Annotated in this window: 29 protein-coding genes; 26 read left to right on the forward strand and 3 right to left on the reverse strand. The window is 31.1% G+C overall.

Annotated features, from left to right (window positions below; all coding sequences use genetic code 11):
- Position 1: 1 nt before the first annotated feature.
- From MW871_RS12170 to MW871_RS12230, 13 genes are all read left to right on the forward strand, one after another.
- Complete coding sequence (locus MW871_RS12170) at positions 2 to 1117, forward strand: efflux RND transporter periplasmic adaptor subunit (RefSeq protein WP_248428790.1); 1116 nt, start codon at positions 2 to 4, stop codon at positions 1115 to 1117.
- A 15-nt stretch (positions 1118 to 1132) separates the two neighbouring features.
- Entirely contained in the window at positions 1133 to 2251 is a 1119-nt protein-coding gene (locus MW871_RS12175) for a VIT1/CCC1 transporter family protein (protein WP_248428791.1), read from the forward strand.
- A 63-nt stretch (positions 2252 to 2314) separates the two neighbouring features.
- Entirely contained in the window at positions 2315 to 2809 is a 495-nt protein-coding gene (locus MW871_RS12180; RefSeq protein ID WP_188050995.1) for a DUF2231 domain-containing protein, read from the forward strand.
- 257 nt (positions 2810 to 3066) lie between these two features.
- Positions 3067 to 3924 carry an ATP phosphoribosyltransferase gene (gene hisG / locus MW871_RS12185; RefSeq protein WP_188050994.1) on the forward strand — a complete coding sequence of 286 codons (858 nt, stop codon included), beginning with the start codon at positions 3067 to 3069 and terminating at the stop codon, positions 3922 to 3924.
- Between the two features lie 101 nt (positions 3925 to 4025).
- The gene (hisD, locus tag MW871_RS12190; RefSeq protein ID WP_248428793.1) at positions 4026 to 5318 is read left to right on the forward strand and encodes a histidinol dehydrogenase; all 1293 of its coding nucleotides are present in this window, start codon (positions 4026 to 4028) and stop codon (positions 5316 to 5318) included.
- Positions 5308 to 6357: a histidinol-phosphate transaminase gene (hisC, locus tag MW871_RS12195; RefSeq protein WP_188050992.1), complete on the forward strand. Its 1050-nt coding sequence runs from the start codon at positions 5308 to 5310 to the stop codon at positions 6355 to 6357. The genes hisD and hisC overlap by 11 nt, the downstream gene beginning before the upstream one ends.
- 105 nt (positions 6358 to 6462) lie before the next feature.
- Complete coding sequence (gene hisB, locus MW871_RS12200) at positions 6463 to 7599, forward strand: bifunctional histidinol-phosphatase/imidazoleglycerol-phosphate dehydratase HisB (RefSeq protein WP_210646550.1); 1137 nt, start codon at positions 6463 to 6465, stop codon at positions 7597 to 7599.
- A 175-nt stretch (positions 7600 to 7774) separates the two neighbouring features.
- On the forward strand, positions 7775 to 8356 hold the full coding sequence (gene hisH / locus MW871_RS12205; RefSeq protein ID WP_248428794.1) for an imidazole glycerol phosphate synthase subunit HisH: 582 nt from the start codon (positions 7775 to 7777) through the stop codon (positions 8354 to 8356).
- Positions 8357 to 8397: 41 nt separating this feature from the next.
- Positions 8398 to 9186: a 1-(5-phosphoribosyl)-5-[(5-phosphoribosylamino)methylideneamino]imidazole-4-carboxamide isomerase gene (locus tag MW871_RS12210; protein ID WP_248428795.1), complete on the forward strand. Its 789-nt coding sequence runs from the start codon at positions 8398 to 8400 to the stop codon at positions 9184 to 9186.
- 69 nt (positions 9187 to 9255) lie between these two features.
- Entirely contained in the window at positions 9256 to 10011 is a 756-nt protein-coding gene (gene hisF / locus MW871_RS12215) for an imidazole glycerol phosphate synthase subunit HisF (protein ID WP_248428799.1), read from the forward strand.
- A gap of 45 nt (positions 10012 to 10056) precedes the next feature.
- Entirely contained in the window at positions 10057 to 10656 is a 600-nt protein-coding gene (gene hisIE, locus MW871_RS12220) for a bifunctional phosphoribosyl-AMP cyclohydrolase/phosphoribosyl-ATP diphosphatase HisIE (RefSeq protein ID WP_248428805.1), read from the forward strand.
- A gap of 171 nt (positions 10657 to 10827) precedes the next feature.
- Positions 10828 to 12483: a M1 family metallopeptidase gene (locus MW871_RS12225; protein WP_248428807.1), complete on the forward strand. Its 1656-nt coding sequence runs from the start codon at positions 10828 to 10830 to the stop codon at positions 12481 to 12483.
- Between the two features lie 69 nt (positions 12484 to 12552).
- Positions 12553 to 13266: a DUF3667 domain-containing protein gene (locus MW871_RS12230; protein ID WP_248428809.1), complete on the forward strand. Its 714-nt coding sequence runs from the start codon at positions 12553 to 12555 to the stop codon at positions 13264 to 13266.
- 136 nt (positions 13267 to 13402) lie between these two features.
- On the opposite strand, the gene MW871_RS12235 is transcribed toward MW871_RS12230, so the two are convergent.
- The 3 genes from MW871_RS12235 to MW871_RS12245 all read right to left on the reverse strand — a co-directional run bounded on the left by MW871_RS12235 (position 13403) and on the right by MW871_RS12245 (position 15481).
- Positions 13403 to 13795 (reverse strand): glyoxalase, encoded by a 393-nt coding sequence (locus MW871_RS12235; RefSeq protein WP_248428810.1) that lies wholly within the window; start codon positions 13793 to 13795, stop codon positions 13403 to 13405.
- A gap of 155 nt (positions 13796 to 13950) precedes the next feature.
- On the reverse strand, positions 13951 to 15210 hold the full coding sequence (locus MW871_RS12240) for a mechanosensitive ion channel family protein (RefSeq protein ID WP_248428812.1): 1260 nt from the start codon (positions 15208 to 15210) through the stop codon (positions 13951 to 13953).
- Complete coding sequence (locus MW871_RS12245) at positions 15203 to 15481, reverse strand: DUF3817 domain-containing protein (protein ID WP_188050982.1); 279 nt, start codon at positions 15479 to 15481, stop codon at positions 15203 to 15205. The genes MW871_RS12240 and MW871_RS12245 overlap by 8 nt, the downstream gene beginning before the upstream one ends.
- A 101-nt stretch (positions 15482 to 15582) precedes the next feature.
- Between MW871_RS12245 and MW871_RS12250 the strand changes: the two genes are divergently transcribed.
- The 13 genes from MW871_RS12250 to MW871_RS12310 all read left to right on the forward strand — a co-directional run bounded on the left by MW871_RS12250 (position 15583) and on the right by MW871_RS12310 (position 26486).
- A complete protein-coding gene (locus tag MW871_RS12250; protein WP_248428813.1) occupies positions 15583 to 16110 on the forward strand; it encodes a DUF6155 family protein in 528 nt (175 codons plus the stop codon).
- A gap of 244 nt (positions 16111 to 16354) precedes the next feature.
- Complete coding sequence (locus tag MW871_RS12255; RefSeq protein ID WP_188050980.1) at positions 16355 to 17899, forward strand: DEAD/DEAH box helicase; 1545 nt, start codon at positions 16355 to 16357, stop codon at positions 17897 to 17899.
- A 143-nt stretch (positions 17900 to 18042) separates the two neighbouring features.
- Positions 18043 to 19380, forward strand: a complete 1338-nt coding sequence (locus MW871_RS12260; RefSeq protein ID WP_248428815.1) for a DEAD/DEAH box helicase — start codon at positions 18043 to 18045, stop codon at positions 19378 to 19380.
- Between the two features lie 291 nt (positions 19381 to 19671).
- Positions 19672 to 20178 (forward strand): Crp/Fnr family transcriptional regulator, encoded by a 507-nt coding sequence (locus MW871_RS12265; RefSeq protein ID WP_248428817.1) that lies wholly within the window; start codon positions 19672 to 19674, stop codon positions 20176 to 20178.
- Positions 20179 to 20235: 57 nt separating this feature from the next.
- Positions 20236 to 20790, forward strand: a complete 555-nt coding sequence (locus MW871_RS12270; RefSeq protein WP_248428819.1) for a DinB family protein — start codon at positions 20236 to 20238, stop codon at positions 20788 to 20790.
- Between the two features lie 580 nt (positions 20791 to 21370).
- Positions 21371 to 22366: a phosphotransferase gene (locus MW871_RS12275; RefSeq protein WP_248428821.1), complete on the forward strand. Its 996-nt coding sequence runs from the start codon at positions 21371 to 21373 to the stop codon at positions 22364 to 22366.
- Positions 22367 to 22411: 45 nt separating this feature from the next.
- A complete protein-coding gene (locus MW871_RS12280) occupies positions 22412 to 22795 on the forward strand; it encodes a hypothetical protein (protein ID WP_248428823.1) in 384 nt (127 codons plus the stop codon).
- 69 nt (positions 22796 to 22864) lie between these two features.
- Positions 22865 to 23233: a hypothetical protein gene (locus MW871_RS12285; protein ID WP_248428824.1), complete on the forward strand. Its 369-nt coding sequence runs from the start codon at positions 22865 to 22867 to the stop codon at positions 23231 to 23233.
- 180 nt (positions 23234 to 23413) lie between these two features.
- Positions 23414 to 24271 (forward strand): DUF3347 domain-containing protein, encoded by an 858-nt coding sequence (locus tag MW871_RS12290; RefSeq protein ID WP_248428826.1) that lies wholly within the window; start codon positions 23414 to 23416, stop codon positions 24269 to 24271.
- Between the two features lie 60 nt (positions 24272 to 24331).
- Positions 24332 to 24808, forward strand: coding sequence for a TlpA family protein disulfide reductase (locus MW871_RS12295; protein ID WP_248428828.1), 477 nt, complete (start codon positions 24332 to 24334; stop codon positions 24806 to 24808).
- A 1-nt stretch (position 24809) separates the two neighbouring features.
- Positions 24810 to 25307, forward strand: a complete 498-nt coding sequence (locus MW871_RS12300) for a heavy-metal-associated domain-containing protein (protein WP_248428830.1) — start codon at positions 24810 to 24812, stop codon at positions 25305 to 25307.
- On the forward strand, positions 25307 to 26116 hold the full coding sequence (locus MW871_RS12305; protein WP_248428832.1) for a hypothetical protein: 810 nt from the start codon (positions 25307 to 25309) through the stop codon (positions 26114 to 26116). Before MW871_RS12300 ends, MW871_RS12305 begins: the two co-directional genes overlap by 1 nt.
- An 88-nt stretch (positions 26117 to 26204) precedes the next feature.
- Complete coding sequence (locus tag MW871_RS12310; protein ID WP_248428833.1) at positions 26205 to 26486, forward strand: heavy metal-binding domain-containing protein; 282 nt, start codon at positions 26205 to 26207, stop codon at positions 26484 to 26486.
- The last annotated feature ends 70 nt before the right edge of the window (positions 26487 to 26556 follow it).

The raw sequence follows: 26556 nt of genomic DNA on the forward strand, positions 1-26556 counted from the left end.
AATGAAAAAAATACTATATATAGCTACTTTAGCAGTTGTTTTATTCTCTTGCAAAGAATCCAAAACCGAAGAAGTAGCTCCTAAGGATGATGATTTAACGACTGTAACCAAGGCTCAATTTCAATCTTCAGCAATGGAAATTGGTACTCCAACAGAACAAGATTTTGATGTAATAGTGAAAACTGCTGGAAAAATTGACGTTCCGCCACAAAATCGTGCAAAAGTGACCACTTTTATGGGCGGATATGTAAAATCGACTACACTTTTAGTGGGTGATAAAGTTAAAAAAGGACAGGCTTTATTAGTCTTACAAAGCACAGAGTTTTTAGATATTCAAAAAGATTATATGGAAGTAGCAGAACAATTAACTTTCTTAAAATCAGAATATGATCGTCAAAAAACATTATTCGACGAAAAAATAACTTCTCAAAAAAACTATTTAAAAGCCGATAGTGATTATAAAAGAGCAAAAGCCATGCACCAAAGCTTACGTGCGAAATTAATGCTTTTGAACATCAATCCTAAAAGTGTAGAACAAGGTAATTTAACTTCGACAATTACTATTTTTTCTCCTATATCTGGTGATATTGTGATAATGAATGCTAACGTAGGAATGTATGTCGCACCATCAGATGTAATTCTGGAAATTGTTGATACAGATCACTTGCATTTAGAATTAGCCGTTTTTGAAAAAGACATTTTGAAAGTTAAGATTGGTCAAAAAATCACTTTTAAAGTTCCAGAAGCTTCCAAAGACCTTTTTAATGCAGAAGTGCATTTAGTTGGAAAATCAATCGAAGGTAATGATAGAACCATAAATATACATGCACATTTAGACGATGCTATTAAGCAAAAACTACTAACAGGAATGTTTGTTGAAGCTCAAATTATTGTGGACTCTAAAAAAGGATTAGCCATTCCTTCGGATGCATTAATAACCGAGAACAATAAAAATTTCGTACTTTTATTACAGAATCAAAAAGACGGTTATTCTTTCAAAAAAGTAAGCGTTACGATAGGGGAGAAATCGGAAAAATTTGTTGAAATAATACCAAATTCAGCAATCAATGCCGAATCAAAAATTTTGACAAAAGGTGTTTTTGATTTGACTAACTAATTTATAGTAAACAACATGGATTTAAATAAACTAAAAGGTCAATTACAGACAGAAGTGGATACTGCATTTTTATACGATAGCATTGCTGCTATTCAATCTGACGATAATCTGACTAGAGTTTTACAAAGTTTATCCCAAATCGAGAAAGGGCATACCCAAAATATGCTTGATAAAGTTTTGACCATTGATTCTAAGTATCAAATGCCAATGCCTTCTTCAAGAGCAAAACTACAATTGAAGCTAGGTAAAATTTTTGGCTATAGTTCGATAATTAGTAGTCTGTCTAGTGTTGAAAAGCAATTTGCAGTAAATGCAGTAAAAAATAAAATTGAAAATGGTGAAAAGCCAACGGGTTTTGAACACAATCACCTCAAAATCATAGAAGCTGTAAATAATAATGCTGCACTAAATGTTTCAGGAGGTTTTTTATCAAAATTTGAAAGTCGTCATAAATCAGTTGGAGGAAATGCACTTCGAGCAGCAGTTTTAGGTTCCAATGATGGCTTAGTTTCTAATATGAGTTTGGTAATGGGAGTTGCTGGTGCTGCAGTTTCTAATAATACCATTTTGTTAACGGGTATTGCTGGACTTTTGGCAGGAGCGATTTCGATGGCTTTGGGTGAATGGCTTTCTGTGCAAAGCTCAAGAGAATTAAACCAAAGACAAATTGACTTAGAAACTGAAGAACTATTAGCATCTCCAGAAGAAGAAAAAAAGGAATTGGTTTTACTGTACCAAGCCAAAGGAATGAATATTCTTGAAGCACAAAAATTAGCAGATAAAGCTTTTGAAAGTCATGAAACAGCTATTGATGCTATTATAACAGAAGAGTTAGGTATTGATAAAGAAGAATTAGGCGGTTCAGCATGGGAAGCTGCCATTGCTTCTTTTGTACTTTTTTCTATTGGCGCTATTATTCCTTTATATCCATTTATGATTTTAGAAGGCAAGAATGCTATTTTATTGAGTATTGGTAGTAGTGTTATTGGACTTTTTGGAATTGGAGCAGCCATCACATTACTAACCGGAAAAAGCGTTATGTTCTCCGGATTACGACAAGTAGGTTTTGGCTTAGCTGCTGCAGCAATAACCTATGGAATCGGTTCTTTGATAGGTGTTTCGTTGGCAGGATAAAAACTTTTATACAATAGAGTTTTCTAAAATAAAAATTAATTATAAACCTTAAATTACAATAATATGAATGATGCACATTGGCACTTAGTAGTAAATCATTTTCCAATCATTGGGACGATTTTAGCACTTGGAATTTTAATAGCTGGGCTATTTTTAAAAAATAATTCTGTAAAAAATACAGCTTATGTCTTATTTATTGTAGCTGCTATTTTTGCCGCATTTAGTATGGCGACAGGCGAAGGAGCCGAAGAAATGGTCGAAGATATGCCAACCATTGGAAAGCGTATTATTCACGAACATGAGGAAATAGCAGAAAAGTTAGCGATAGTATTGTATTTATTGGGAGGAATTTCAGTTTTAGGAATTATTTTAAATTTAAAAAATCATGCAAAAGCAAAGTTTATTTCTATCGTAGCCGTAATAGTGGGTATTGGAGCTGTTTATGTAGCACAATTAGTGGGCACTTCTGGTGGAGAAATTCGTCATACTGAAATCAGAGCTACAAATGAAAATAATGCTTTAGTTCCTGAAAAATCAACACCTTTAAAGGATGAATAAAATAAATGAAATTATTTTATCAATTTTATTTGCTTTATAAATTTATTATCTTTTATATTTGCAAATCAATTCTAATTAAAGAATAAAAAAATGTTTACCAATCAATTGCATCATCATCATTTTCATTATTGCTCTCAAGCGATGTGTTAATGGTATGCATGTAAATCATCATATTTCAGAACCCGTTTGAGTACATCAAACGGGTTTTTTATTACTCTCTACTGTACTCAAACTATTAATTTAAAAATAATTAAAAAATGAGTACTTTAAAAATTGCAATTCAAAAATCAGGACGTTTAAACGAAGACAGCATTCAAATCCTTAAAGATGCTGGTATATCTATCGATAACGGAATAGACCAACTTAAGGCCGAAGCTTCTAACTTTCCTTTAGAAGTTTTATATTTAAGAAATTCAGATATTCCACAATACCTTATCGACGGCGTAGTAGATATAGCAATTGTTGGCGACAATTTATTAGTGGAAAAAGGCGGAGAAATAGAAGTAATTCAAAAATTAGGATTCTCAAAATGCAAAGTGTCAGTAGCAGTTCCTAAAACTTTTGATTATAATTCCGTTCAGGACTTAAACGGAATGCGTATTGCAACCTCATATCCTAAAACAGTTCTTGATTTTTTCAATTCGAAAGGCGTAACAGTAGATATTCACCAAATATCAGGTTCAGTAGAAATAGCACCAAATATCGGTCTTGCTGATGCAATCGTTGATATTGTTTCTAGCGGAAGTACTTTATTTAAAAACAACCTCAAAGAGGTAGAAGTTATCTTTAAAAGTGAAGCAGTATTAGCGGTTTCTCCAAAAGTAACCCCAGAATCTCAAAAAATTATCGATACTTTAAAATTTAGAATAGAAGCTGTTTTAAGAGCTAGAAAATCAAAATACATTTTGATGAACGTTCCTAATGATAAAATCGAAGCGATTGGTAAAATACTGCCTGTTTTAAGAAGTTTAACTGTTTTACCGTTAGCACAAGAAGGTTGGAGTAGTGTGCACTCTGTAATTGATAAAGATACTTTTTGGGATGTTATTGATCAATTAAAAGAAGCTGGAGCCGAAGGGATTTTAGTTTGTCCAATTGAGAAAATGGTTCTTTAGCATTATAAAATAGAAATTATGAGTTTCAATAACTCAGTTAATATATACTTTAGCAAACTTTGCGAAAACCTATGCAAACTTTGCGGTTAAACCACAAAAAGATGAACAAAATATACAATCCAGAACCAGCATCTTGGTCTACTATTTTAGAAAGACCAACAAAAACGATAGATGATATTGAAGCTACTGTCAAAGAAATTTTTAGGGAAGTTCAGAAAAAAGGGGATACTGCCGTTGCAAAATACACTTCTCTTTTTGATGGTGTTGCAGTGGCAAATATTGAAGTCTCTAAAGTAGAGATTGAGGAAGCAATCGCAACTATTTCCCCTGAATTAAAAGACGCAATTCAACTAGCAAAATCAAATATTGAAAAATTTCATGCTGCTCAAAAAACAAATATCGTAAGTGTAGAAACGGTAGAAGGAGTTAACTGTTGGCAAGAAAAACGACCTATTCAAAAAATAGGTTTGTATATTCCTGGCGGAACAGCACCCTTATTTTCAACGGTATTAATGCTTGCTGTTCCTGCTAAAATTGCCGGTTGTAATGAAGTAGTTTTATGTTCGCCACCAGATAAAAACGGAAAAATAAATCCTGCTATTTTGTATGCTGCTTCTTTATGCGGGGTAACTAAAATTCTAAAAGTGGGAGGAATACAAGCAATTGCAGGACTAACTTTTGGTACGGAAATCATTCCTAAAGTGTATAAAATCTTTGGCCCTGGAAATCAATTTGTAACGGTAGCCAAACAATTAGCAACACAATTTGGCGTAGCAATCGATATGCCGGCAGGTCCATCAGAATTATTAGTTGTTGCTGATGATACTGCTGTTCCTGCTTTTGTTGCCTCCGATTTATTATCCCAAGCAGAACACGGAACTGATAGTCAGGTGATTTTAGTTTCTACATCAAAAAAACTAATTGATGCGGTTGAAAAGGAAATCCAATTACAACTCGAGATACTTCCAAGAAAAAATATTGCCGAAAAAGCCATTGCAAATTCTAAATTGATATTTGTAGAAAATGATACAATTGCATTAGAATTAATTAATGAATATGGTCCGGAGCACTTTATCATCTGTTCTGAATTTGATGATTTTTATAGCAATGGTGTCCAGAATGCTGGTTCGGTATTTATTGGCAATTATACTCCAGAAAGTGCAGGAGATTATGCTTCTGGAACAAATCATACTTTACCAACAAATGGTTATGCTAAGAATTATAGCGGTGTAAATTTAGATAGTTTTACCAAAGCGATGACTTTCCAGAAAATATCAAAACAAGGAATTTTGAATATTGGAAAAGCAATAGAAATAATGGCAGAAGCCGAAGGATTGCAAGCGCATAAAAACGCAGTTACTTTACGATTAAAAGCGATTGAAAATGAAAAATAATTTTGACATAAATACTATTGTAAGAGCAAATGTAAAGGTATTAAAACCCTATTCTTCTGCTCGCGATGAATTTGAAGATTTTAACACTGCTGATATGACTTTCTTGGATGCCAATGAAAATCCATTTGAAAATGGAGTAAATCGATATCCTGATCCACAACAAAAGAGTGTGAAAGCAATTTTAGCAAAACAGAAAAATGTAAAATTGAACCAAATTTTATTGGGAAATGGAAGTGACGAAGTATTGGACTTGTTATTCCGAGCTTTCTGCGAACCTAATAAGGATAATGTAATCACATTACCGCCAACTTACGGCATGTATGGAGTTTTAGCCAACATTAATGCGGTAGAAAATAAGGAAGTGTTACTTTCAGAGGATTTTCAGCCTCAAATTGAAAAAATAATGGCTGCGGTTAACGAAAATACTAAAATTATCTTTTTGTGTTCGCCTAATAATCCAACAGGAAACTCTTTTTCTGATGAAAGTATTGCCTATCTTTTACAAAATTTTAAAGGATTAATCGTAATTGATGAAGCCTATATTGATTTTTCTCAAAAAGAAAGTTGGATCAATGAGTTGGATGAATATCCCAATTTAATAATTACGCAAACGCTATCAAAAGCGTATGGTTTAGCAGGAATCCGATTGGGTATTTGTTATGGTTCAACTGAAGTTATTTCAGTTTTGAACAAAATAAAACCGCCTTACAATGTTAATGAATTAAGCCAAAAAAGAGCTTTAGAAAGATTGGATTATTCTGAAAAAATAAAAAATGAAATTACTTCTATTGTAGAGCAAAGAGAAAATTTACTTAAAGTATTACTTAATATAAATTTTGTCGATAAAATCTATCCAACAGAGGCTAATTTTATTTTAATAAAAGTGGATGATGCCAATAAAAGATACAATGATTTAATTAATAAAGGGATCGTAATCCGGAACCGAACTACACAGCCTTTATGCGACAATTGTTTGCGTCTAACTGTTGGAACTGAAGTAGAAAACAACAAATTGATAGAGGCTTTAAAAGAAATTTAAATAGAGATTTGATGGATTCCTAGAATTATTAGGAATTCTTGGTTTTGAAATAATTTAAAATTCAAATTATTTTAAACTTTAGAATCTGACTTAAAAAATAAAATAATGAAAAAAATACTTTTTATAGATCGTGATGGAACAATGGTTTTAGAACCAAATGATTATCAGTTAGACAGTTTTGAAAAACTAGAGTTTTATCCGTATGCTTTTCAATATTTAGGTAAAATTGCCAAAGAATTGGATTTCGAATTGGTGATGGTTACCAATCAAGATGGTTTGGGAACTGATTCTCATCCTGAAGCCAACTTTTGGCCAGTTCATAATTTAGTAATGAAAGCTTTTGAAAATGAAGGAGTTGTTTTTAGTGAAGTGTTGATCGATAAAACATTTCCTCACGAAAATATTCCAACACGCAAACCAGGCATTGGAATGTTGACAAAATACATCAATAATCCAGATTATGATTTAGTTAATTCGTTCGTAATTGGTGATCGAATTACGGATGTGGAATTAGCAAAAAACTTAGGTTCAAAAGCCATTTTTATTAATACTGATGAAGCATTAGGAAGTGCTGAAATCGCTTCGAAAAGAGAAGAATTAGATTCGGTTATCGCTTTGCAAACTACGCAATGGAAAGCTATTTATGAATTTTTAAAATTAGAGGAACGTTCTGCTTTTATTGAAAGAAAAACCAATGAAACAGATATTTTTATCAAATTGAACTTAGACGGAACAGGAAAAAGCAAAATCGAAACTGGAATAGCTTTTTTTGATCATATGCTAGATCAAATTGCGCGACATGGTCAAATGGACTTAGAAATTCTTGTAAAAGGCGATTTAGAGGTCGATGAGCACCACACGATCGAAGACACTGCAATTGCGCTGGGAGAAGTTTTTGCAAAAGCTTTAGGAAATAAATTAGGCATTGAGCGTTACGGTTTTTGTTTGCCAATGGACGATTGTTTAGCGCAAGTAGCCATTGATTTTGGAGGTAGAAATTGGCTAGTTTGGGAAACAGAATTCAAACGAGAAATGGTGGGTAAAATGCCAACAGAAATGTTTTTACACTTTTTTAAATCCTTCTCAGATGGTGCTAAAGCAAACATCAACATCAAAGCGGAAGGAATTAATGAGCATCATAAAATAGAAGCCATTTTTAAAGCTTTCGCTAAAGCGATAAAAGTAGCTGTAAAACGCGATACCGAAAAAATGATTTTGCCAAGTACAAAAGGCATGTTGTAAATACTAGTCCTGCAAGGTTTTTTTTAACCTTGTAGGTATTCATGAATAGATGTATAAGTTCTTGAAAAACTTTTTAGTATTCATAAATAGTCCTGCAAGGTTTTTTTAAACCTTGTAGGTATTCATAACTAAACCTACAAGGTTTTAAAAACCTTGTAGGAATAAAAGAAGAAGAATGAAAATAGTTATCATAAATTACGGAGCAGGAAATATACAAAGCATTATGTTTGCTATCGAAAGATTAGGATATAAAGCTGTTTTGAGCAGTAATTCAGAAGAAATAAAAGCGGCAGATAAAGTAATTTTCCCGGGTGTTGGTGAAGCAAGTTCAGCCATGAAAAAGCTAATTGAAAGCGGATTGGATACTTTGATTCCAACCTTAAAACAACCTGTTTTAGGAATTTGTTTGGGTATGCAATTAATGTGCAAATCATCCGAAGAAGGAAATACAAAAGGTTTAAGCATTTTTGATGTTGAAGTAGTCAAATTCTCTAATAAAGTAAAAGTGCCACAGATGGGTTGGAACCAAATTTATAATTTGAAATCCCCATTATTTGACGGAATCAGCGAAAAGGAATACATGTACTTAGTTCATAGTTTTTATGCACCGCTTTGCAATGAAGCCATAGCGACTACTAATTATGAATTAGAATACGCTTCCGCTTTACAAAAAAATAATTTTTACGGAACACAATTTCACCCTGAGAAAAGCGGTGCAATAGGAGAACAAATTTTAGCTAATTTTTTGAAGTTGTAACTTTAAGAATTTAGACTTTCAAACTTTAAGACTAATTATAAATGAGAATAATACCCGCAATAGACATAATAGATGGTAAATGTGTTCGACTGTCCAAAGGAGATTACAATACTAAGATAATATACAATGAAAATCCACTTGAAGTAGCCAAAGAATTTGAGTCGCACGGCATAGAATATTTGCATTTAGTAGATCTTGATGGAGCTAAATCAAGCCAAATTGTAAACTATAAAATCTTAGAGCAAATTGCCACAAAAACAAAACTAAAAATTGATTTTGGTGGTGGATTAAAATCGGATTCCGACTTGAAAATCGCTTTTGAAAGTGGCGCAAACCAAATTACTGGTGGAAGTATCGCCGTGAAAAACAGAGCAATTTTCGAAAAATGGATTGCAGAATACGGAGCTGATAAAATCATTTTAGGAGCCGATGCAAATAACGAGAAAGTAGCTGTTTCTGGCTGGTTAGAAGATTCTAACGAAGATTTGATTCCGTTTATACAAGAGTATCAAAACAAAGGAATTCAGTATGTGATTTGCACTGACATTGCCAAAGACGGAATGCTTGAAGGTCCTAGTTTTGATTTATACGCTAAAATTTTGGATCAATGTAAGTTCAAATCAAAGCTATCAGATCAATCTCAGTTGAGTTTGTCACCTCGAGCGCAGTCGAGAGGCGAGATTAAATTAATCGCTTCTGGTGGAATTTCTACTTTTGACGAATTACCTAAGCTAGCTGAATTAGGTTGTGAAGGAACCATAATCGGTAAAGCCATATATGAAGGTCGAATTTCTATGAAACAATTGGAGCAATACATACTAAGTAGATAAGCAAATTAGAAATGCAATAATGAATTTATTATTGCACTTACTAATTTTCTAATTAACACATAAACAAATATGTTAACAAAAAGAATAATTCCTTGTCTAGATATTAAAAATGGACGAACGGTAAAAGGAGTAAATTTTGTAGATTTACGAGATGCAGGTGATCCTGTAGAATTAGCTAAAATTTATTCTGATGAAGGAGCAGATGAATTGGTTTTTTTAGATATTTCGGCAACGGAAGAAAGAAGAAAAACTTTAGTTGATTTGGTTCGGAAAGTCGCTTCCACAATCAATATCCCTTTTACTGTGGGTGGTGGAATTTCCTCTGTTGAAGATGTTGAAATTTTGCTTCAAAACGGAGCAGATAAAGTTTCTATCAATTCATCTGCGGTAAAAAACCCTCAATTGATTAACGATTTAGCACAAAAATTTGGGAGTCAATGTGTTGTTGTTGCTATTGATGCTAAACAAATTGATGGAGAATGGGTTGTGCATTTAGTTGGTGGAAAAGTACCTACAGAACGAAGTTTATTTGATTGGGCTAAAGAGGTCGAACAAAGAGGAGCGGGAGAAATTCTATTTACTTCAATGGATAATGATGGCACCAAGAATGGATTTGCTAATGAAGCTTTGGCCAAATTATCTAAATTAGTCAATATTCCTATAATTGCTTCTGGCGGTGCAGGAAATATACAACACTTCGTAGATGCTTTTCAAGAAGGAAAGGCAGATGCCGCTTTGGCAGCAAGCGTATTTCATTTCAAAGAAATTGAAATAAAAACGTTAAAAAAAGAACTTAAAAATAACAATATCGAGGTTAGAATATAGTCTTAAACAATAAGATTTTCTGCTTTACAACTTTATACATAAAAAATGAATATAGATTTTTCAAAAAATACAGATGGTTTAATTCCAGCAATCATTCAAGATAGTGAAACTAAAACCGTTTTGATGCTGGGTTATATGAACGCTGAAGCCTATCAAAAAACAGTCGACACTAAAAAAGTAACTTTTTATAGTCGTAGCAAGCAAAGACTATGGACAAAAGGAGAGGAAAGTGGAAACTTTTTGAATCTTATTGATATCAAAAATGACTGTGATAATGATACGCTGTTAATTCAAGTAAAACCAGAAGGACCAACTTGTCACAAAGGAACTGATACCTGTTGGGATCAAAAAAATGAAATCGCTTATGGATTTATTTCTGATCTTGAAAGTACCATTAATACGCGTAGACAAAATGCAGACTCTGAAAAAAGCTATGTAGCTTCGTTGTTTAAACTTGGAATCAATAAAATAGCTCAAAAAGTAGGAGAGGAAGCGATTGAAGTAGTTATTGAAGCCAAAGACGAAAACGATGATTTATTCCTTAGTGAAAGTGCCGATTTGCTTTTTCATTATCTTATTTTATTACAAGCCAAAGGATTTCAATTAAATGACGTGGTTGATGTTTTAAAAAGTCGTCAAAAGTAAAAAATTAGATTTTAAAGTACTTAATGTTGAATCAACTTCTTAAAAATCTTTTTTAAATATGATCAAGTCGGTTTCTTAATTCGATAAGTTTTTTAACGCTTTTAGAAAATTAATTGTAGGAGTTATTGTTCTTAAATTATAAAGTTTATTTTTGTTGAAAACCATTAAAACATGAAAAAATACTTAAACATTCTTTTTTTTACATTACTCGTTTTTAATGTAAGTAAGGCACAAGGTCTTTTACAGAAGAAAGAAATTACATTTACAAGACAAGATTCATTAAGAGGAAGTATAACAAAAGAAAGAGTATGGTGGGATGTTTTAAACTACCATTTAGACATAAAAGTAAATCCTGTAGATAGCACAATTACAGGGTCTAATACTATTGGATATAAAGTTTTACAGGAATACAATGTGATGCAAATAGATTTGCAAAATCCAATGGAAATTTACAAAGTAATTCAGGATGGAAAAGAATTAAAATGCAAAAGAGAAGGCAATGCTTTCTTTATAAATCTTTTGGCTAATCAAACAGTAGGAGCCAAAAAAGAACTGATCGTTTTTTATGGTGGTAAACCTAGAATAGCAGTCAATGCGCCTTGGGATGGAGGAATATCATGGAAAAAAGACAGAAATGGCAAGTGGTTTATTAGCTCTTCTTGTCAGGGATTAGGTGCTAGTGTTTGGTGGCCGAACAAGGATCATATGTATGATGAAGTTGAAAATATGTTAATTAGTATAAATGCTCCAAAAAACTTGATGGCTGTCTCAAATGGTCGTTTGCAGAGTGTAAAAGAGTTAAAAGACGGAACCAAAACATTTAATTGGTATGTATCTAATCCGATTAATAATTATGGTGTAAACATAAATATTGGTGATTATGTTTCATTTTCAGAAAAATTTAAAGGCGAAAAAGGAGATTTAGATTGCACTTATTATGTATTAAAAGATAATTTGGCCAAAGCAAAAAAACAATTTCAAGATGCACCAAGAATGTTAAAAGCATTCGAACATTGGTTTGGACCTTATCCTTTTTATGAAGATAGTTATAAATTAGTAGAAGCTCCTTATTTAGGAATGGAACATCAAAGTTCTGTTACCTACGGAAACGGATTTGAAAATGGTTATTTAGGCAGAGATTTAAGTGGTACTGGTTGGGGACTTAAATTCGATTTTATAATTATTCATGAATCAGGACACGAATGGTTTGCTAATAATATTACCTACAAAGATATTGCTGACATGTGGATTCATGAAAGTTTTACCAATTACTCAGAAAGTTTATTTGTTGAATATTATTATGGAAAAGAAGCGGGTTATGAATATGTAAAAGGATTAAGAAAAAGTATTCAAAATGATAAACCAATAATAGGACACTATGATGTAAATAATGAAGGTTCTGGTGATATGTATTATAAAGGAGCCAATATGCTTCATACGTTGCGCCAAAACGTGAATGATGACCAAAAATGGAGAACTATTTTAAGAGGTTTAAACAAAACATTTTATCATCAAACAGTAACTACTAAGCAAATTGAAGATTATTTAAGTACTGCAACTGGAATGAACTTAAATTCCTTTTTCAATCAATATTTAAGAGATACTAGAATTCCAACATTAGAGTATTTTTTCAAAGACAATAAAGTAAGCTTTAGATGGGCCAATTGCGTTACAGGATTTGATATGCCTATAAGAATAACATTAAACGGTGTAGAACAAGTCATAAAGCCTAAAACACAGTGGCAAAATACAAACACTAAAACGGATAAAACGGTATTAGAAATAAATTCTAACTATTATGTAGCTAGTTTCAATATTACGGATTAGTGCCTGAAAATTGAACTAAACGGATTGAAATTTTTAAAAAAAAACTAATTTTTAGAATAAAGAAAACTTATGACTTGTAAAAATTGTAATACAGAAGTAAATTTAAAATTTTGTCCAGAATGCGGACAACCAGCAAATCTAAAAAGAATTGACGGTCATTATATTTTACATGAAATTGAACATGTTTTGCATTTTGAAAGAGGTATCTTGTACACTATTAGTGAGCTTCTAACAAAACCTGGACAAAACATTAGAAACTATCTTACAGAGAACAGAAGTAGACTTATAAAACCAATCATTTTTATAATTTTAACCTCTCTAATTTATACATTAGTAAGTCATTTTTTCCATATAGAAGAGGAGTATGTACAGCATAATGCTTTAGGAAATTCCTCTATTGGCACGATTTTAAATTGGATGCAGAATAATTATGGATACGCAAGTATTTTAATGGGAATATTTATTGCAATTTGGCTAAAAGTATTTTTCAAAAAATATGGATATAACATTTATGAATTGCTCATAATGTTATGTTTTGTGCAAGGTATTTCGATGCTGATTTATGCTTTTTTTGGAATTTTAGAAGGGATTTTTACCATAAAGTTATTTAGTGTAGCGGGTATTCTAGGATTAGTTTATACGACTTGGGCGTGCGGTAATTTTTTTGAAAAAAGAAAAATAGGAAATTACTTGAAATCACTACTTTCTATACTTTTAGGGTTAATAACATTTAACTTGATTATAATTATAGTAGGTTTACTATTTGATAGGCTAACAAAATAGTAGAAATAAAAATAAAGATTTTTTAAAATAAAGCTTTAGAATTCATTCAAAATTTTAAACACAAAAAAAGACCAATATCTCATTGGTCTTTTTTTGTGTTTTATTATAAAAAAAAATTAAAAATCGAAGGTTAAAATTACTTTTCAAAAAGCTGTATTTGACTTTTCAAGCGCTCAGTAAGCATATTCATCATTCTTTTGTTTACATCAGAAGTATTTTTGGCATAAAAGTCATATTCAGCAGTGGTAAATAAACCAACTACAATTCCTCTCATTGTATTTCTAAATTTTACATCTTTTTGAATTCCGTTATCAATTACTGCTAATTTTGCTTCCAATGTTTTTGACGAAAAATCGACTTTGTTGTTTTCAATATAATTGATGAAAGAAGCTACAAATAAATCATTTTGTAATTTTAAAATAGGCCGAAGCACTTCATTTTGAAAAGATTCTTCGGTTGTAGATTGAGCAGTTACAGAACCAATAGTTTGTCCTCTAAATTGACTTAAAAAAGTATCGCGTGTATTCATCTTTTTTTCTTTAAAATTAAAAAAAAATAAACCTAGAACAGTTTATTTTAACTCTTTATAAGGAAAAATAATCTAAAATATTTAAAAAAAACACCAAATTCCTGACAACTAAGTAACTTCTATAGCTTTCAAAATCAATTCATAAGCCTTTTGTTTTAAGGTAAATGAGAGTCTTTTTCACTCGATAATTCAAAAATTTCTAAATCGAAATAACCAACTGAAGCAATAATGTGATCAAATATATCGGACATTAGGTATTCATAATTGGCAAAACTCTTGTCCTCAGAAAATGCATACACCTCTAGCGGAACTCCGTGTGAGGTAGATTGCAATTGCCTGCAAAGCATTAACATATTCTTATTTAATCCCGGATAATTATATAAATATTCGGTAATATATTTTCTGAATAAACCCAAATTTGTCAAATTTCTTCCATTAATAGGTAATGATTTATCAATTCTATTAGAAATATTATAAGTATCAATTTCTATTTTTCTAGAATCTATATAATCTGAAATCAGGTGAATTTGCTTTAAATTATTCAATTCTTTTTCTTCTAAAAAGCGAATGCTACTGGCTTTAATAAGAATGTGTCTCTTTATTCTCCTTCCGTCCGAGTTTAGCATTCCGCGCCAATTCTGGAACGAATCGGAACTCAAACTATACGTTGGAATTGTGGTCGTAGTATTGTCAAAATTTCGAACTTTTACCGTTGCTAGATTGATTTCGATCACATCTCCATCTGCTCCAAAACGATCCATTGTAATCCAGTCGCCAATACGCACCATATCATTAATAGACACTTGTACGCTAGATACAAACCCTAATATTGTATCTCTAAAAATCAAGATTATAACTGCCGAAACAGCTCCTAAAATAGTTAGAAGTTCTTTTTGATTAATATCAAATAATTTAGAAAAAATAACTGCGATACCTACAGCCCACAGGATAATCATAATTACCTGAATAAAACTATCAATTGGCTTGTCGCTGTAACGCGGTTTTAATTTTAAATAATCACGTAAAGCATTAAATACCGTTCTAATAATCCACAAAATTAAAAGTACAATGTAGATTCCGACGAATTTACCAAAAACACCTTCCCAATATTCATAACGTTCTAATATAATGGGAACCGATTTGTAGATAAATAAAAACGGAATTAAATGCGCAATGTACTTGGCTGTTTTATTAGTAACCAATAAATCATCAAACTTGGTTTTTGTTTTTTGGGCAATTAGAACCATTACCGTAACAAGAATAAGTCTAAATATTACATAGATTGCATAAGCTAATACGCACAATAAAGCAATATTAAGGAACAAACTGAGATAGGAAGCAAAACCACTTCCTAACCCAATTTTCCTAAATAAGGGATATAAAAAATTAAATAATTTCTCTAAAATGTTATGCATTTTTCAAATATTTTCTTTCGATATAAAAAGTTCCAAAAGGAGGTATCGACGCAATACAAATTATAAAGTATTTTTTTAAGTCCCATTTTTCACTAAACTTTAAAATTGTAGCTAAAACGATGTAAATCGTAAATAATACGCCGTGTGCCATACCGATATGTTTTACATAATAGGGATCATTAAAAAAATATTTCATTGGCATAGCATAAAAAAATAATAGTAAAGCGGATATTCCTTCTACAAGTGCTGTAACCTTAAAAATCTTAAGCATTTTATGTTTTTTATTGATGATCGACAAAAATAAGTATTAACATTGATTTTTAGGGTATTGATTGCTAAAGTAATTTACTTTTGTACTCTTAAACTTTGATAATGAGCAAGCGCGATTTAAAAAAATATCTATCAGAATTAAATAAAGAACAATTAGAGGAACAAATCATCGAATTGTATGAGAAATTCAGTCCTGTAAAAGTCTATTACAACTTTGTTTTCAATCCAAAAGAAGAAACACTCTTGCAAGAATGTAAACTTAAAATTGCCAATGAATATTTTCCTGTAAAAAAAGCGGGCAGAAGAAGCAAACCCAAAATGAGACGCTCTATTGCTCAGAAATACATTAAGCATTTTATTGTTTTAGGAGTAGATCCGTTTGTCATTGCAGATGTAATGTTATACAATATTGAAGTCGCACAAACTTTTTCCTCAGAAAACGCAATCAAACAAGAGCTTTTTTATAAAAGTATGTTCAATTCCTTTGAGCAAGCCGTTGTGTTTTTGATCGCAAACGGAATACTTACTGATTTTAAAAATAGAATAATTGCCATACACAATCAAACTATTAGTCAAAAATGGCATAACGAACCTGAATTCAATGCCATAATCGAACGTTTTGAATACTAAGAATTTTAGGTCTTTATCACTTTTGTAATTAAATAATTAGTTCGATTATAAAATAGTCAAAAAAAAATATTTCTATAATTTACAAGATCTACGGCTTTACTAAAATTAAAAATTTCGCACAAAATGGTAACAAGTTTTCAGGCTCTAAATTCAAATTTATTTAAGCCTTACACTTTTTTTTTAATTAAAAATTACAATTAAACTGTTTTTTAGGCGTATTTTTGCAAAAATCCAATAAGAAGCAATGTCGGAAAATACTGTAGAAATTGAAATCGAAGACAAAAAAGAACTATATGCCTACCAGAAAGGAGATATAGATTCTATTTTTGAGCGTATCGATAATGGACCTCGTCAACATCATTTGTTATATCAGCTGCCTACAGGTGGAGGGAAAACAGTAGTTTTCTCCGAAATCGTACGCCGTTATTTATCCAAACACGATAAAAAAGTAGTTGTTTTAACACACAGAATTGAACTATGTAAACAAACTTCAAAAATGTTGAAGGGCTTTGATGTAAAAAACAAAATCATCAACAGTAAAGTTAAGGAACTTCCAGATCAGAACGATTATTCTTGTTTTGTGGCGATGGTAGAGACTTTAAAAAACCGAATCAATGATGAAAAATTACATTTAGACAACATTGGTCTAGTAATTATCGATGAAGCGCATTACAACTCTTTTAGAAAATTATTAAGCTCATTCAAAAATGCCTTTATATTAGGAGTTACGGCAACACCGCTAAGTTCTAACGTAAAGTTACCAATGCACGAAAGTTATGATGAATTAATTGTAGGTGATACCATTAGTTCGTTAATAGACAAAGGATTTTTGGCAAAAGCCGTTACTTATAGTTATGATGTGGGTTTGACTTCATTAAAAGTAGGGATCAACGGAGATTACACCGTAAAATCTTCAGATGATTTATACACCAATATGGCCATGCAAGAAAAATTATTGCATGCCTACACCGAAAAATCGATTGGCAAAAAAACCTTGATTTTCAATAACGGAATCAATACTTCTTTGTATGTTTATGAAACCTTTAGAGAAGCTGGTTATGAAATCCGTCATTTAGATAACACCAGCAGTACCGAGGAACGTAAAGAAATTTTACATTGGTTCAAGCATACTCCAGATGCCATTTTAACGTCAGTAGGAATTCTTACTACTGGTTTTGATGAGCCAACTGTTGAAACAATTATCCTAAATAGAGCCACAAAATCATTGACGTTGTATTACCAAATGATTGGTCGTGGTTCCCGTAAATTACCTAATAAAGACAGTTTTAGTGTGATCGATTTAGGAAACAACGCAGCACGATTCGGATTGTGGAGTGAGCCGGTAAACTGGCAACACATCTTTAAATCTCCTGAGTTTTACCTAGAAAATTTACGTGATGACACGGAAATCGAATTGTATTTTAAATACAGTATGCCTCCCGATTTACGTGCAAAATTTAGCAAAACTGAAGTCGTAACTTTTGATGTCGATGAAGAACACAAACTCATCATCAAACAAAATTTACGTTCAAAGGAAGTTTTAGATAAATCACTAGAGCAACATGCTGCTATGTGTGTCGATAATTCGGATACTTTGCAGGAAGCCAAAGCTTTAGGTAAATTATTAGAAGACGATATCGATTGCCGTATCAAGCGCTATTCAAAATGTTTAAGTCAGTGCAGTAAAAATTACCGCGAATGGCTTGTTGACGATTACAAATTAAAACTAGTATTGTTAACCGGAAAAAAATACCGTGAAAAAATTATGAACGAACCTGATGAAGATTAATTTTTTTCAGGAGCTGTTTCCCGCTTTCCATTGCAATCTTTTATTTCTCTAAAGAACGAGAAATAAAAGGATTTTCATTACAATCGGGGCTAGCGTTTACGATTACAAACAACTATTTTTTATAAATTATAAAATCCAAAAAAATGTCAAAACAATTCGCTGATTTAGGAATTTCTAAACCAATATTGAATGCACTTTCTGATTTGAATATTGTTACTCCGACAGAAATTCAGCAAAAAACAATTCCATTACTTTTAGAAAACAAGACCGATTTAGTAGGACTTGCCAAAACAGGTACTGGAAAAACAGCTGCTTTTGGATTGCCTATTTTACAATTAATAGATACTGATTCTCCACTTGTTCAAGCGGTAATATTAGCGCCAACAAGAGAATTAGGTCAACAAATATTCAAAAATCTAGAGTCGTTTGCGGCTTTCTTACCTCAGGTTTCTATTGCAGCAACTTGCGGAGGAATTCCTATCAAACCTCAAATCGAACGTTTAGCATCGCCCACGCATATTGTGGTAGCAACGCCAGGACGTTTGATCGATTTAATTCAGCGTAAAGCGATCAATCTTAAAGAAACTAAATTTCTAGTGCTTGATGAAGCAGATGAAATGGTTTCTATCTTAAAAGAAAGCTTAGACGAAATCGTAGCCGAATTACCTAAAGAGCACAAAACCTTTTTGTTTTCAGCAACTATGCCTGGAACCATCAAACAATTGGTTCAGCACTACCTGAATAAAAATGTAGTTCAGGTAAGTGCTAACATGGAAACGGTAGGAAATCAAGGAATCGATCACGAATATATTGTGGTAGATCCTATTGAAAAACTTGATGTTTTGATGCATTTCCTAAATTCAAAAGAAGGCGAACGCGGAATTATATTTTGTAAAACAAAAGCAGCCGTAAATAAACTAGCTAAGAATTTAGCAATCAACCGTTTTTCATCAGGTGCATTGCACGGAAGTTTATCACAAGGAATTAGAGATCGTATCATGGAGCAATTCCGTGAAGGTCATATCAATATATTAGTGGCTACAGATCTTGCAGCAAGAGGAATTGACGTAAAGGAAATTTCGTATGTGGTTAATTACCATTTACCAGATGCTTACGAAGCTTACGTTCACCGTAGCGGAAGAACGGCAAGAGCAGGAGCAAAGGGACTTTCTTTAACGGTATTACAACCAGAAGAAGTTGGCGAAATTGCCGATTTCGAAAAAGAATTGGGAATTAAATTCACCGAATTCAAAAAACCAAGTTCACTAAGCATCGAAGAAAATAACACGCTTTTATGGGCCAAACAAATATTCAAAACCAAACCCAACCATGAAGTGGATGCGGAATTGAAAACAAAAATAAAAACCGTTTTCCATCATTTAACTAAAGATGAATTGATCGAAAAGTTGTTGGCTAATTATTTGTTACAAAACAAAAATGAACCAACCGAAAAACCCGTTAAAAGGCAAAAAATGAAATAGATTTTTTTCTGTTTTCATAAAAGAAAAAACCATTGCAAAGCTTGAAGAAGTGTTGTGATGGTTTTTTTTGTATTTGATAATTGCTTTTTAGATTGCTTTAAAATTTATAAAATTAAAATCACATTAATATTAGAAAACGGCTGATCTCAATTTTTAAAAAGTACAAGCTACTCTCTAAGAACTATTGTTAACAGAAATTAAAAAGTCAATTTCCTCTAATTATAATTTAATTATATTTGGGATATTATACTACAAGTGGTAAACTTTTAAAAATAATAAGTTGCTTATAAAATGAAAGAGCTCATACAACTTCCAGGACAAACGCGAACAATTGAAAGAAATGAGTTTTTAAAAACTAAAGGAAGCGTTGACACAAATCTTTATTATATCATAAGTGGTAGTGTAAGAGTTTTTATTTTTGATGGAGATGAAGAGCAAGTTATAAGATTTGGTTATAAAGAGAACATGATAGTTGCATTAGATTCTTTTCTTACCAGTCAACCTTCTAATTTTATTATTCAGGCAATAAAAAAAACGGTTCTCAAGGTAATTCCTAAAATAGAAATTGATAAACTTTTAAAAATCGAATCTAATCAGATTTTGTGGAGTAGTATTTTAGAAAAACTAGTCCTTGATCAAATGGATCGTGAAATTGATATTTTGACAAATTCGCCAAAAGAAAGATTACAGAGAGTATTAAAAAGAAGCCCACAATTATTTCAAGAAATACCAGAAAGGTACATTGCTAATTATTTAAGAATGACTCCAGAAACTTTATCACGTCTAAAAAAATCTTGATTTTAATCAATGTTTATAAGTATATTATGGACGAAGTTTGCTTAAATATATAAGAGTATGAAATCAGAAGAAGTGATAGAATCATTGATTGCTAAGACAAAACAAATTAATATTCAAGTTGAGAATATTAAACGATGTGATTTGGAAACATTGACTTGGAGAGAAAATCAAAATTCGTGGAGCATTTTAGAATGTATAGAGCATTTGAATAGGTATGGAGATTATTATATTCCCGAAATTGAAAAAACTTTAGACAAATCAAATTTTAAAAATGAGGAAGACTTTAAAAGTGGATTATTAGGAAACTATTTTGCCAAAAGTATGCTGCCAAAGGAAAATAGGAATAAAATAAAGACTTTCAAAGATAAAAACCCAATTCATTCTAAATTAGATGAAACAGTTTTTGACACGTTTTTAAAACAGCAAAATATTCTTTTAGACTTTCTAAATCGATCAAAAATAGTAAGTTTGAATAAGACCAAAATTAAAATTTCAATCTCAAAGTTTATAAAATTAAAATTGGGAGATACTTTTCAGTTTTATATTAACCATATTATTAGACATTTTGATCAGATTGAAAAAATAAAAAAACTGAAAAACATTAATTTTTAATATCATTTTCTCCACTTTAATAAATAGTGTATTAATTCTAAAGTCAGCTAAATAAATGGTCAAATGTTTTTTTATAAAAAACTTATTTCTCAAGAATATTTTGTCACACTAATTATGTTCAGTAAAGTAAAAAAGGAATTTTTATTCGCATTAAAACATTTTTTGGAAAATCAATATCATTTGATAATGTGGAGAGAACAGAATTAGAGAATCAGGTTCTAACAATTTATAAATATGATGGGAATAACTATCATTTTAACCTCAAACATATTTATGAAAATGATTCACAAAGACTTAATGATCTAATTAATCAATACTGTCAATAAAATAGATATTCTAATATAGAATTTACTATTTTAAGGTGGTATTTAAGTAATACTAATTAATATAAATTTACTGTTTTGTTTCTTGTCAAATCGAGCGTAGTCGAGATTGTATATAACTAAAAAAAAAGGTTTCGACTGCGCTCAACCGGACAAGAAAACAACAACCTTTTATAGTATATTAAAAGATGATTTGGTATAATTACTATATATTTGAGGCTAGAAATTGGTAATTATATATCACGAAACTAAACCAAATGACAACTTTCCCGGTAAGCGCTTCTATACTATCAGAAAAAGATTTAGGCCAATTCATAATAGAAAAATACAACTTAAATGAAAGTTTTGAATGTAAATTATACAGAACTGGCTTAAATCACACTTATTTTATTTCGAACGCAACCGAAAAATATGTTGTTAGAGTTTATTGTCATAATTGGCGAAGCAAAACTGAAATAATAGAAGAATTAGCACTTTTAAAAGTACTAAAAGACAATAATCTTCCAATTTCCTATCCAATTTATGATAAAAATGAGGAGTTAATTCAGAAAATTAAAGCGCCAGAAGGAATTCGTTATGTTGTCCTTTTTTCATTTGCAAAAGGCGAAAAAGTTCGGTTTATTACTAATGAAAATTGTTTTAACGTTGGCTCTATTATGGCGAATATTCATAATGTAACAGCAAACAAAAAGATTCATAGAGTCAATTATACATGTGATATTCTTTTAGAACAATCCTATAATTATTTAAAATCCTTTTTCTCTGAAGAGTTGTATGAAATGAAATTTTTAAAAGAAAATGGTCTTGAAATATCAAAAATATTTGCTGAAAATAGTTTATCAGAAAACCAAAAAGGAATCGTTCACCTAGATATTTGGTATGATAATTTTAGTATCAATAAGGAAAATGAAATAACTATATTTGACTTTGATAATTGTGGAAATGGAAGCCTTATTTTAGACATTGGTTATTTCTGCAAGCAATTATTTTTTATTGAACAAGATAAAAATCAATACGAATCTAAAGTAAAAAGTTTTATTGATGGTTACAAACAATTTAGACTTTTATCTGAACAAGAGATTAAATTAATCCCTGAAGCGGGAGCCTCAATTTTTATTTTTTATTTGGGTGTGCAAGCCCAAAGATTTGATTGGTCTAATATTTTTTTAACGGAGAACTATCTCAAAATGTTCGTTGGAAGAATAAAAACTTGGCTAGACTATTATAAAAATAAGAAGATTAAAGGTGATTAATATTCTTCTAAAATCCTTTATAAATCAAACCAAACAACAAATAACATGCAAGACATTATCAAAAAATTCAAATTTAAGGACAACGCAACAGCAATTAACGCGCCAGAGAATTTAGAAATTCAATTTGTTGAACTTGGTTTTAAAACTGCATTTGATAATGATAAAAAGAGCGGAAATACGTTAGTTTTCATAAACAACAACAAAGAATATCTCGATTTTTTAAACAATCAATTACATAACATTGAGCCAGATAGCGTTTTGTGGTTTGCCTATCCAAAAGGAACTTCAAAAGTAAAAACTGATATTAATAGAGATACGATTCGGGTAACAGGCGAAGAATTTAATATTACAACCGTTTCTGCAATTTCTATAGATGAAACTTGGAGTGGCTTGCGATTTAGACCGATTGATAGAGTAGGGAAGAAATAGTAGTTGCACTAATCTACATGAAATGTTAAAATTAAACCTAATAAAAATTTAACTTCTTACCTTTGGCACATGACTAAAAAGTTACACCTATATCTCATAATTTTCACTCTTGGCTTATTCCTATTGCCAAGCTTGACTTATGCGTGTGGAACTCAGTCAGAAAAAGAATGTTGTAAAAAAGAAACAACTTCAAAACAAGAGCATAAAGGATGTTCTGAAGAAAGTCATGCTACGGATAAAAATAGCGGTTGTGACGGTCAATGCGGACATTCAAATTGTACAACAACTTCAGTACAAGTAAGCTTAGCTTTGTTTAGCGAAAATCAATTTGCGTACACTTTCTTTAACTTTCCTAATGAGAAACAAAAGTTTTACAGTTCAAAAACTTTTATTTCATCTGGTTTCACTTCATTATGGCTTATTCCTAAAATAGGCTAATTTTATTTCTTGACAGCCATACTTATGGCTATTTCACTGCTTTTGCAGTATATTATTTCCAAATTATAGATTAATAAGGTCGAAATTGACGCGATTATTTTTTTATAATTACTCACAATTCAAAATTTTAAATAAAATATTTTCAAAAGAATTTACTCTTTTGGAACAAATCCCTATACTATGAAATATTCAATTTCAAATATATTGGTAGCAGCAATTATGTTGTTAACCTTTACAATTTCAAGCGCACAAATAAAAAATTCAGTAACTGAAAACGTAAAAATTTACGGTAACTGTGGTATGTGCGAAAAGACTATAGAAAAAGCAGGTAATCTAAAAAACCTAGCTGCAGTAGATTGGAATAAAGACACTAAAATGGCTTCTATAACGTATGATGCTAAAAAAACAAATCAGGACGAAATTTTAAAACGTATTGCTTTAGCAGGATATGATAGCGATACTTTTCTTGCTCCAGACAAAGCTTACAGTGAATTACCCGATTGTTGTCAATATGATAGAGAAAGTAAAATTGCCGTTAATGCAACTACAGAAAATCACGAGAATCATACAAATCATATGGATATGAAAAATACAACAATGCAACAAGAGAACCAACTTACAGCAGTTTTTGATAACTACTTCGCAGTAAAGGATGCATTAGTAAGTAGTGATGGAGCAACAGCTTCTGAAAAGTCTAAAATGTTACTTTCTAATCTAGAAGCCGTGAAAATGGACCAATTAGAAATGGATGTGCACATGGTATGGATGAAAGTTTTCACCAACATGAAAGAAGATGCTAAACATATTGCTGACACTAAAGATATTGTACATCAAAGAGAGCGTTTTATCAATTTGTCCAAAAATATGTATGAATTAATCAAAGTTTCAAAAATGGAAAATCCAATTTACTACCAGTTTTGTCCAATGGCAAACAAAGGAAAAGGTGCGAACTGGTTGAGCAAAGAAAATGCAGTTAAGAATCCATATTACGGTTCGATGATGATGACTTGCGGTAAAACGGTAGAGATAATAAAATAAATGGAGCAAAGTCCATTTGTGAAATTTGGACTTTGTTTTTTATTAAGAAAAATAATTATAATGGATATTAAGAAAAAACTAATCGTCTTTTTACTACTAACTTTTAGTCTTACTTCATTTGCACAAATAAAAATTGGAGACGCAATTCCATCAATTGAATTGCAAAGCAGCAAAGATGTAAAAGTTAATATAAATGAATTTAAAGGTAAGTTCGTATTAATTGATTTTTGGGCTTCCTGGTGTGGACCATGCAGAGTGGGGAATAAAAAGCTAGTGCAAATGCATAAAGATTTAGATTCAAGTAAAATAGAAATTATTGGAATTTCGATTGATACAGACGCTACTAAATGGAGAAAAGCGATTGAAAAAGACAAGATAAATTTTTTGCAATTAATTGATCCAAAAGGATTTGATGCTAACGCAGCAGTAGTTTTTGGAGTAGAAGAGTTGCCTTCAAAATTCCTATTTGATAGCGAAGGAATATTAATAATGAAAAACCCAACAGATCAAGAAATAATAAATTTAATAAATAAATAAAATGAAAATAGTAAATATAAAATACAGCCTTCTAATAGTTTTAATGGTGATGTTTTCGGCGGTAAGTAATGCACAAATTTCAAAAGCAGAGATTGTAGCAACGGGATTAACGTGCTCTATGTGCTCTAATGCAATAAACAAACAATTAAAATCAATGCCAGAAGTGAAGGATGTTGAAATCGATTTGAATTCTAACACTTTCATTGTTTCATTAGCAGATAATAATGCACTATCGCCTGCGATATTCAAAGAAAAAGTGGAAAAAGCAGGTTTCTTCATAGGTTCATTAATTGTAACCGTTGATACTGAAACATTAAAGAAAAACTCTTTCGTTATTGTAGACGGTAAAGAAAGCAAGAATAAGGAGGTTCAAGTTCAGGTTTTAGATAAAGGTTACGTAACGGATAAAGAGTTTAAAAAACTATCTAAGTCTTACAAAAACAGCACAACTTATGCGATGAACAATGAAAAGGATTTCCATATTAAAATTGTAAAATAATGAAGAAGTTTCTAGTACTAGTTGTCCTATTCATTTTCCAAAAAGGGACGAGTCAGGAACTATTTCTGATGACAGATCCAGCCAGCAATGTTCCTGCAAACTCCTTAGGTGTAAATGTATTGCAGTCTTTCTTAAAAAAAGAAGGTACTTCAGCATACAATTATTATCTCATGCCGGAGGTAAGTTATGGAGTTAATAAGAATCTAATGGTAAGAGCGTCAGCGTTTGCGAGTAATGCCGACAATAATTTTGTAGGAGAAGGAGGGAGCGTTTACGCTAAGTATCGCTTCTATTCTGAGGATGATATCAATAGTCACTTCCGAATGGCTGCTTTTGGCCGCTATAGTTTTAACAATTCTACAGTAAATCAAGAGCAAATTGAAATTATGGGTAACAATACCGGCTTTGAAACTGGTATTGTTGCTACAAAATTGATTAAAAAAGTAGCGATCAGTTCATCGGTAAGTTTTGAGAAGGCATTCGATAATACTTCAAACCATAGATTTCCAACTAATTTTGGAAGTACTGCGACGAACTATACCTTGTCATTTGGTAAATTAATGTATCCAAAAAAATATACCAGTTTGAAACAGACGAATATTAATTTAATGTTAGAATTTGTTGGTCAAACGATCAATGAAAATGGTAAATCCTATCTAGATGCAGTACCAGTTATTCAATTTATTTTTAATAGTCAAGCCCGTTTGGATTTAGGATATAGAAAAGAATTAATTAATTCTATGACGCGTTCCTCTTCAGATGGAATTTACTTTAATTTATACTATACTTTTTTCAATTTGAAAAATTAGCACGTGAATTATGAAATAATTTTTATAAAATTTATAATATTTTTTGCTAAATATAAACGTCTTTAGCATCAACTTAAAACTCTACAAAATGAAAATATTAAATTTTAGTTTACTATTAGGTTTGTTTTTAATCATAACTTCTTGTAAACAGCAAACTATCGAAGACAATAGTAATAAAGAATCACACATGATGAATGATTCAACAATGATGAACAATGATTCAACGATGATTCACAATAGTGATAAAAAGATGGATACTAATATATCATATTCTTGTCCAATGCATCCAGAAGTTATTGGAAGTAAAGGCGATAAATGTCCTAAATGTGGAATGGATTTGGAGCAAATTTCCACAAAAGATTTACAATAGAAATAATGATTTCAATATCATTTTTCAAAGTTGATTTATTCGAATAGATCAATCAATATTTAACTTAAAG

Source organism: Flavobacterium pygoscelis, assembly GCF_023162025.1.
GTDB lineage: Bacteria > Bacteroidota > Bacteroidia > Flavobacteriales > Flavobacteriaceae > Flavobacterium > Flavobacterium pygoscelis.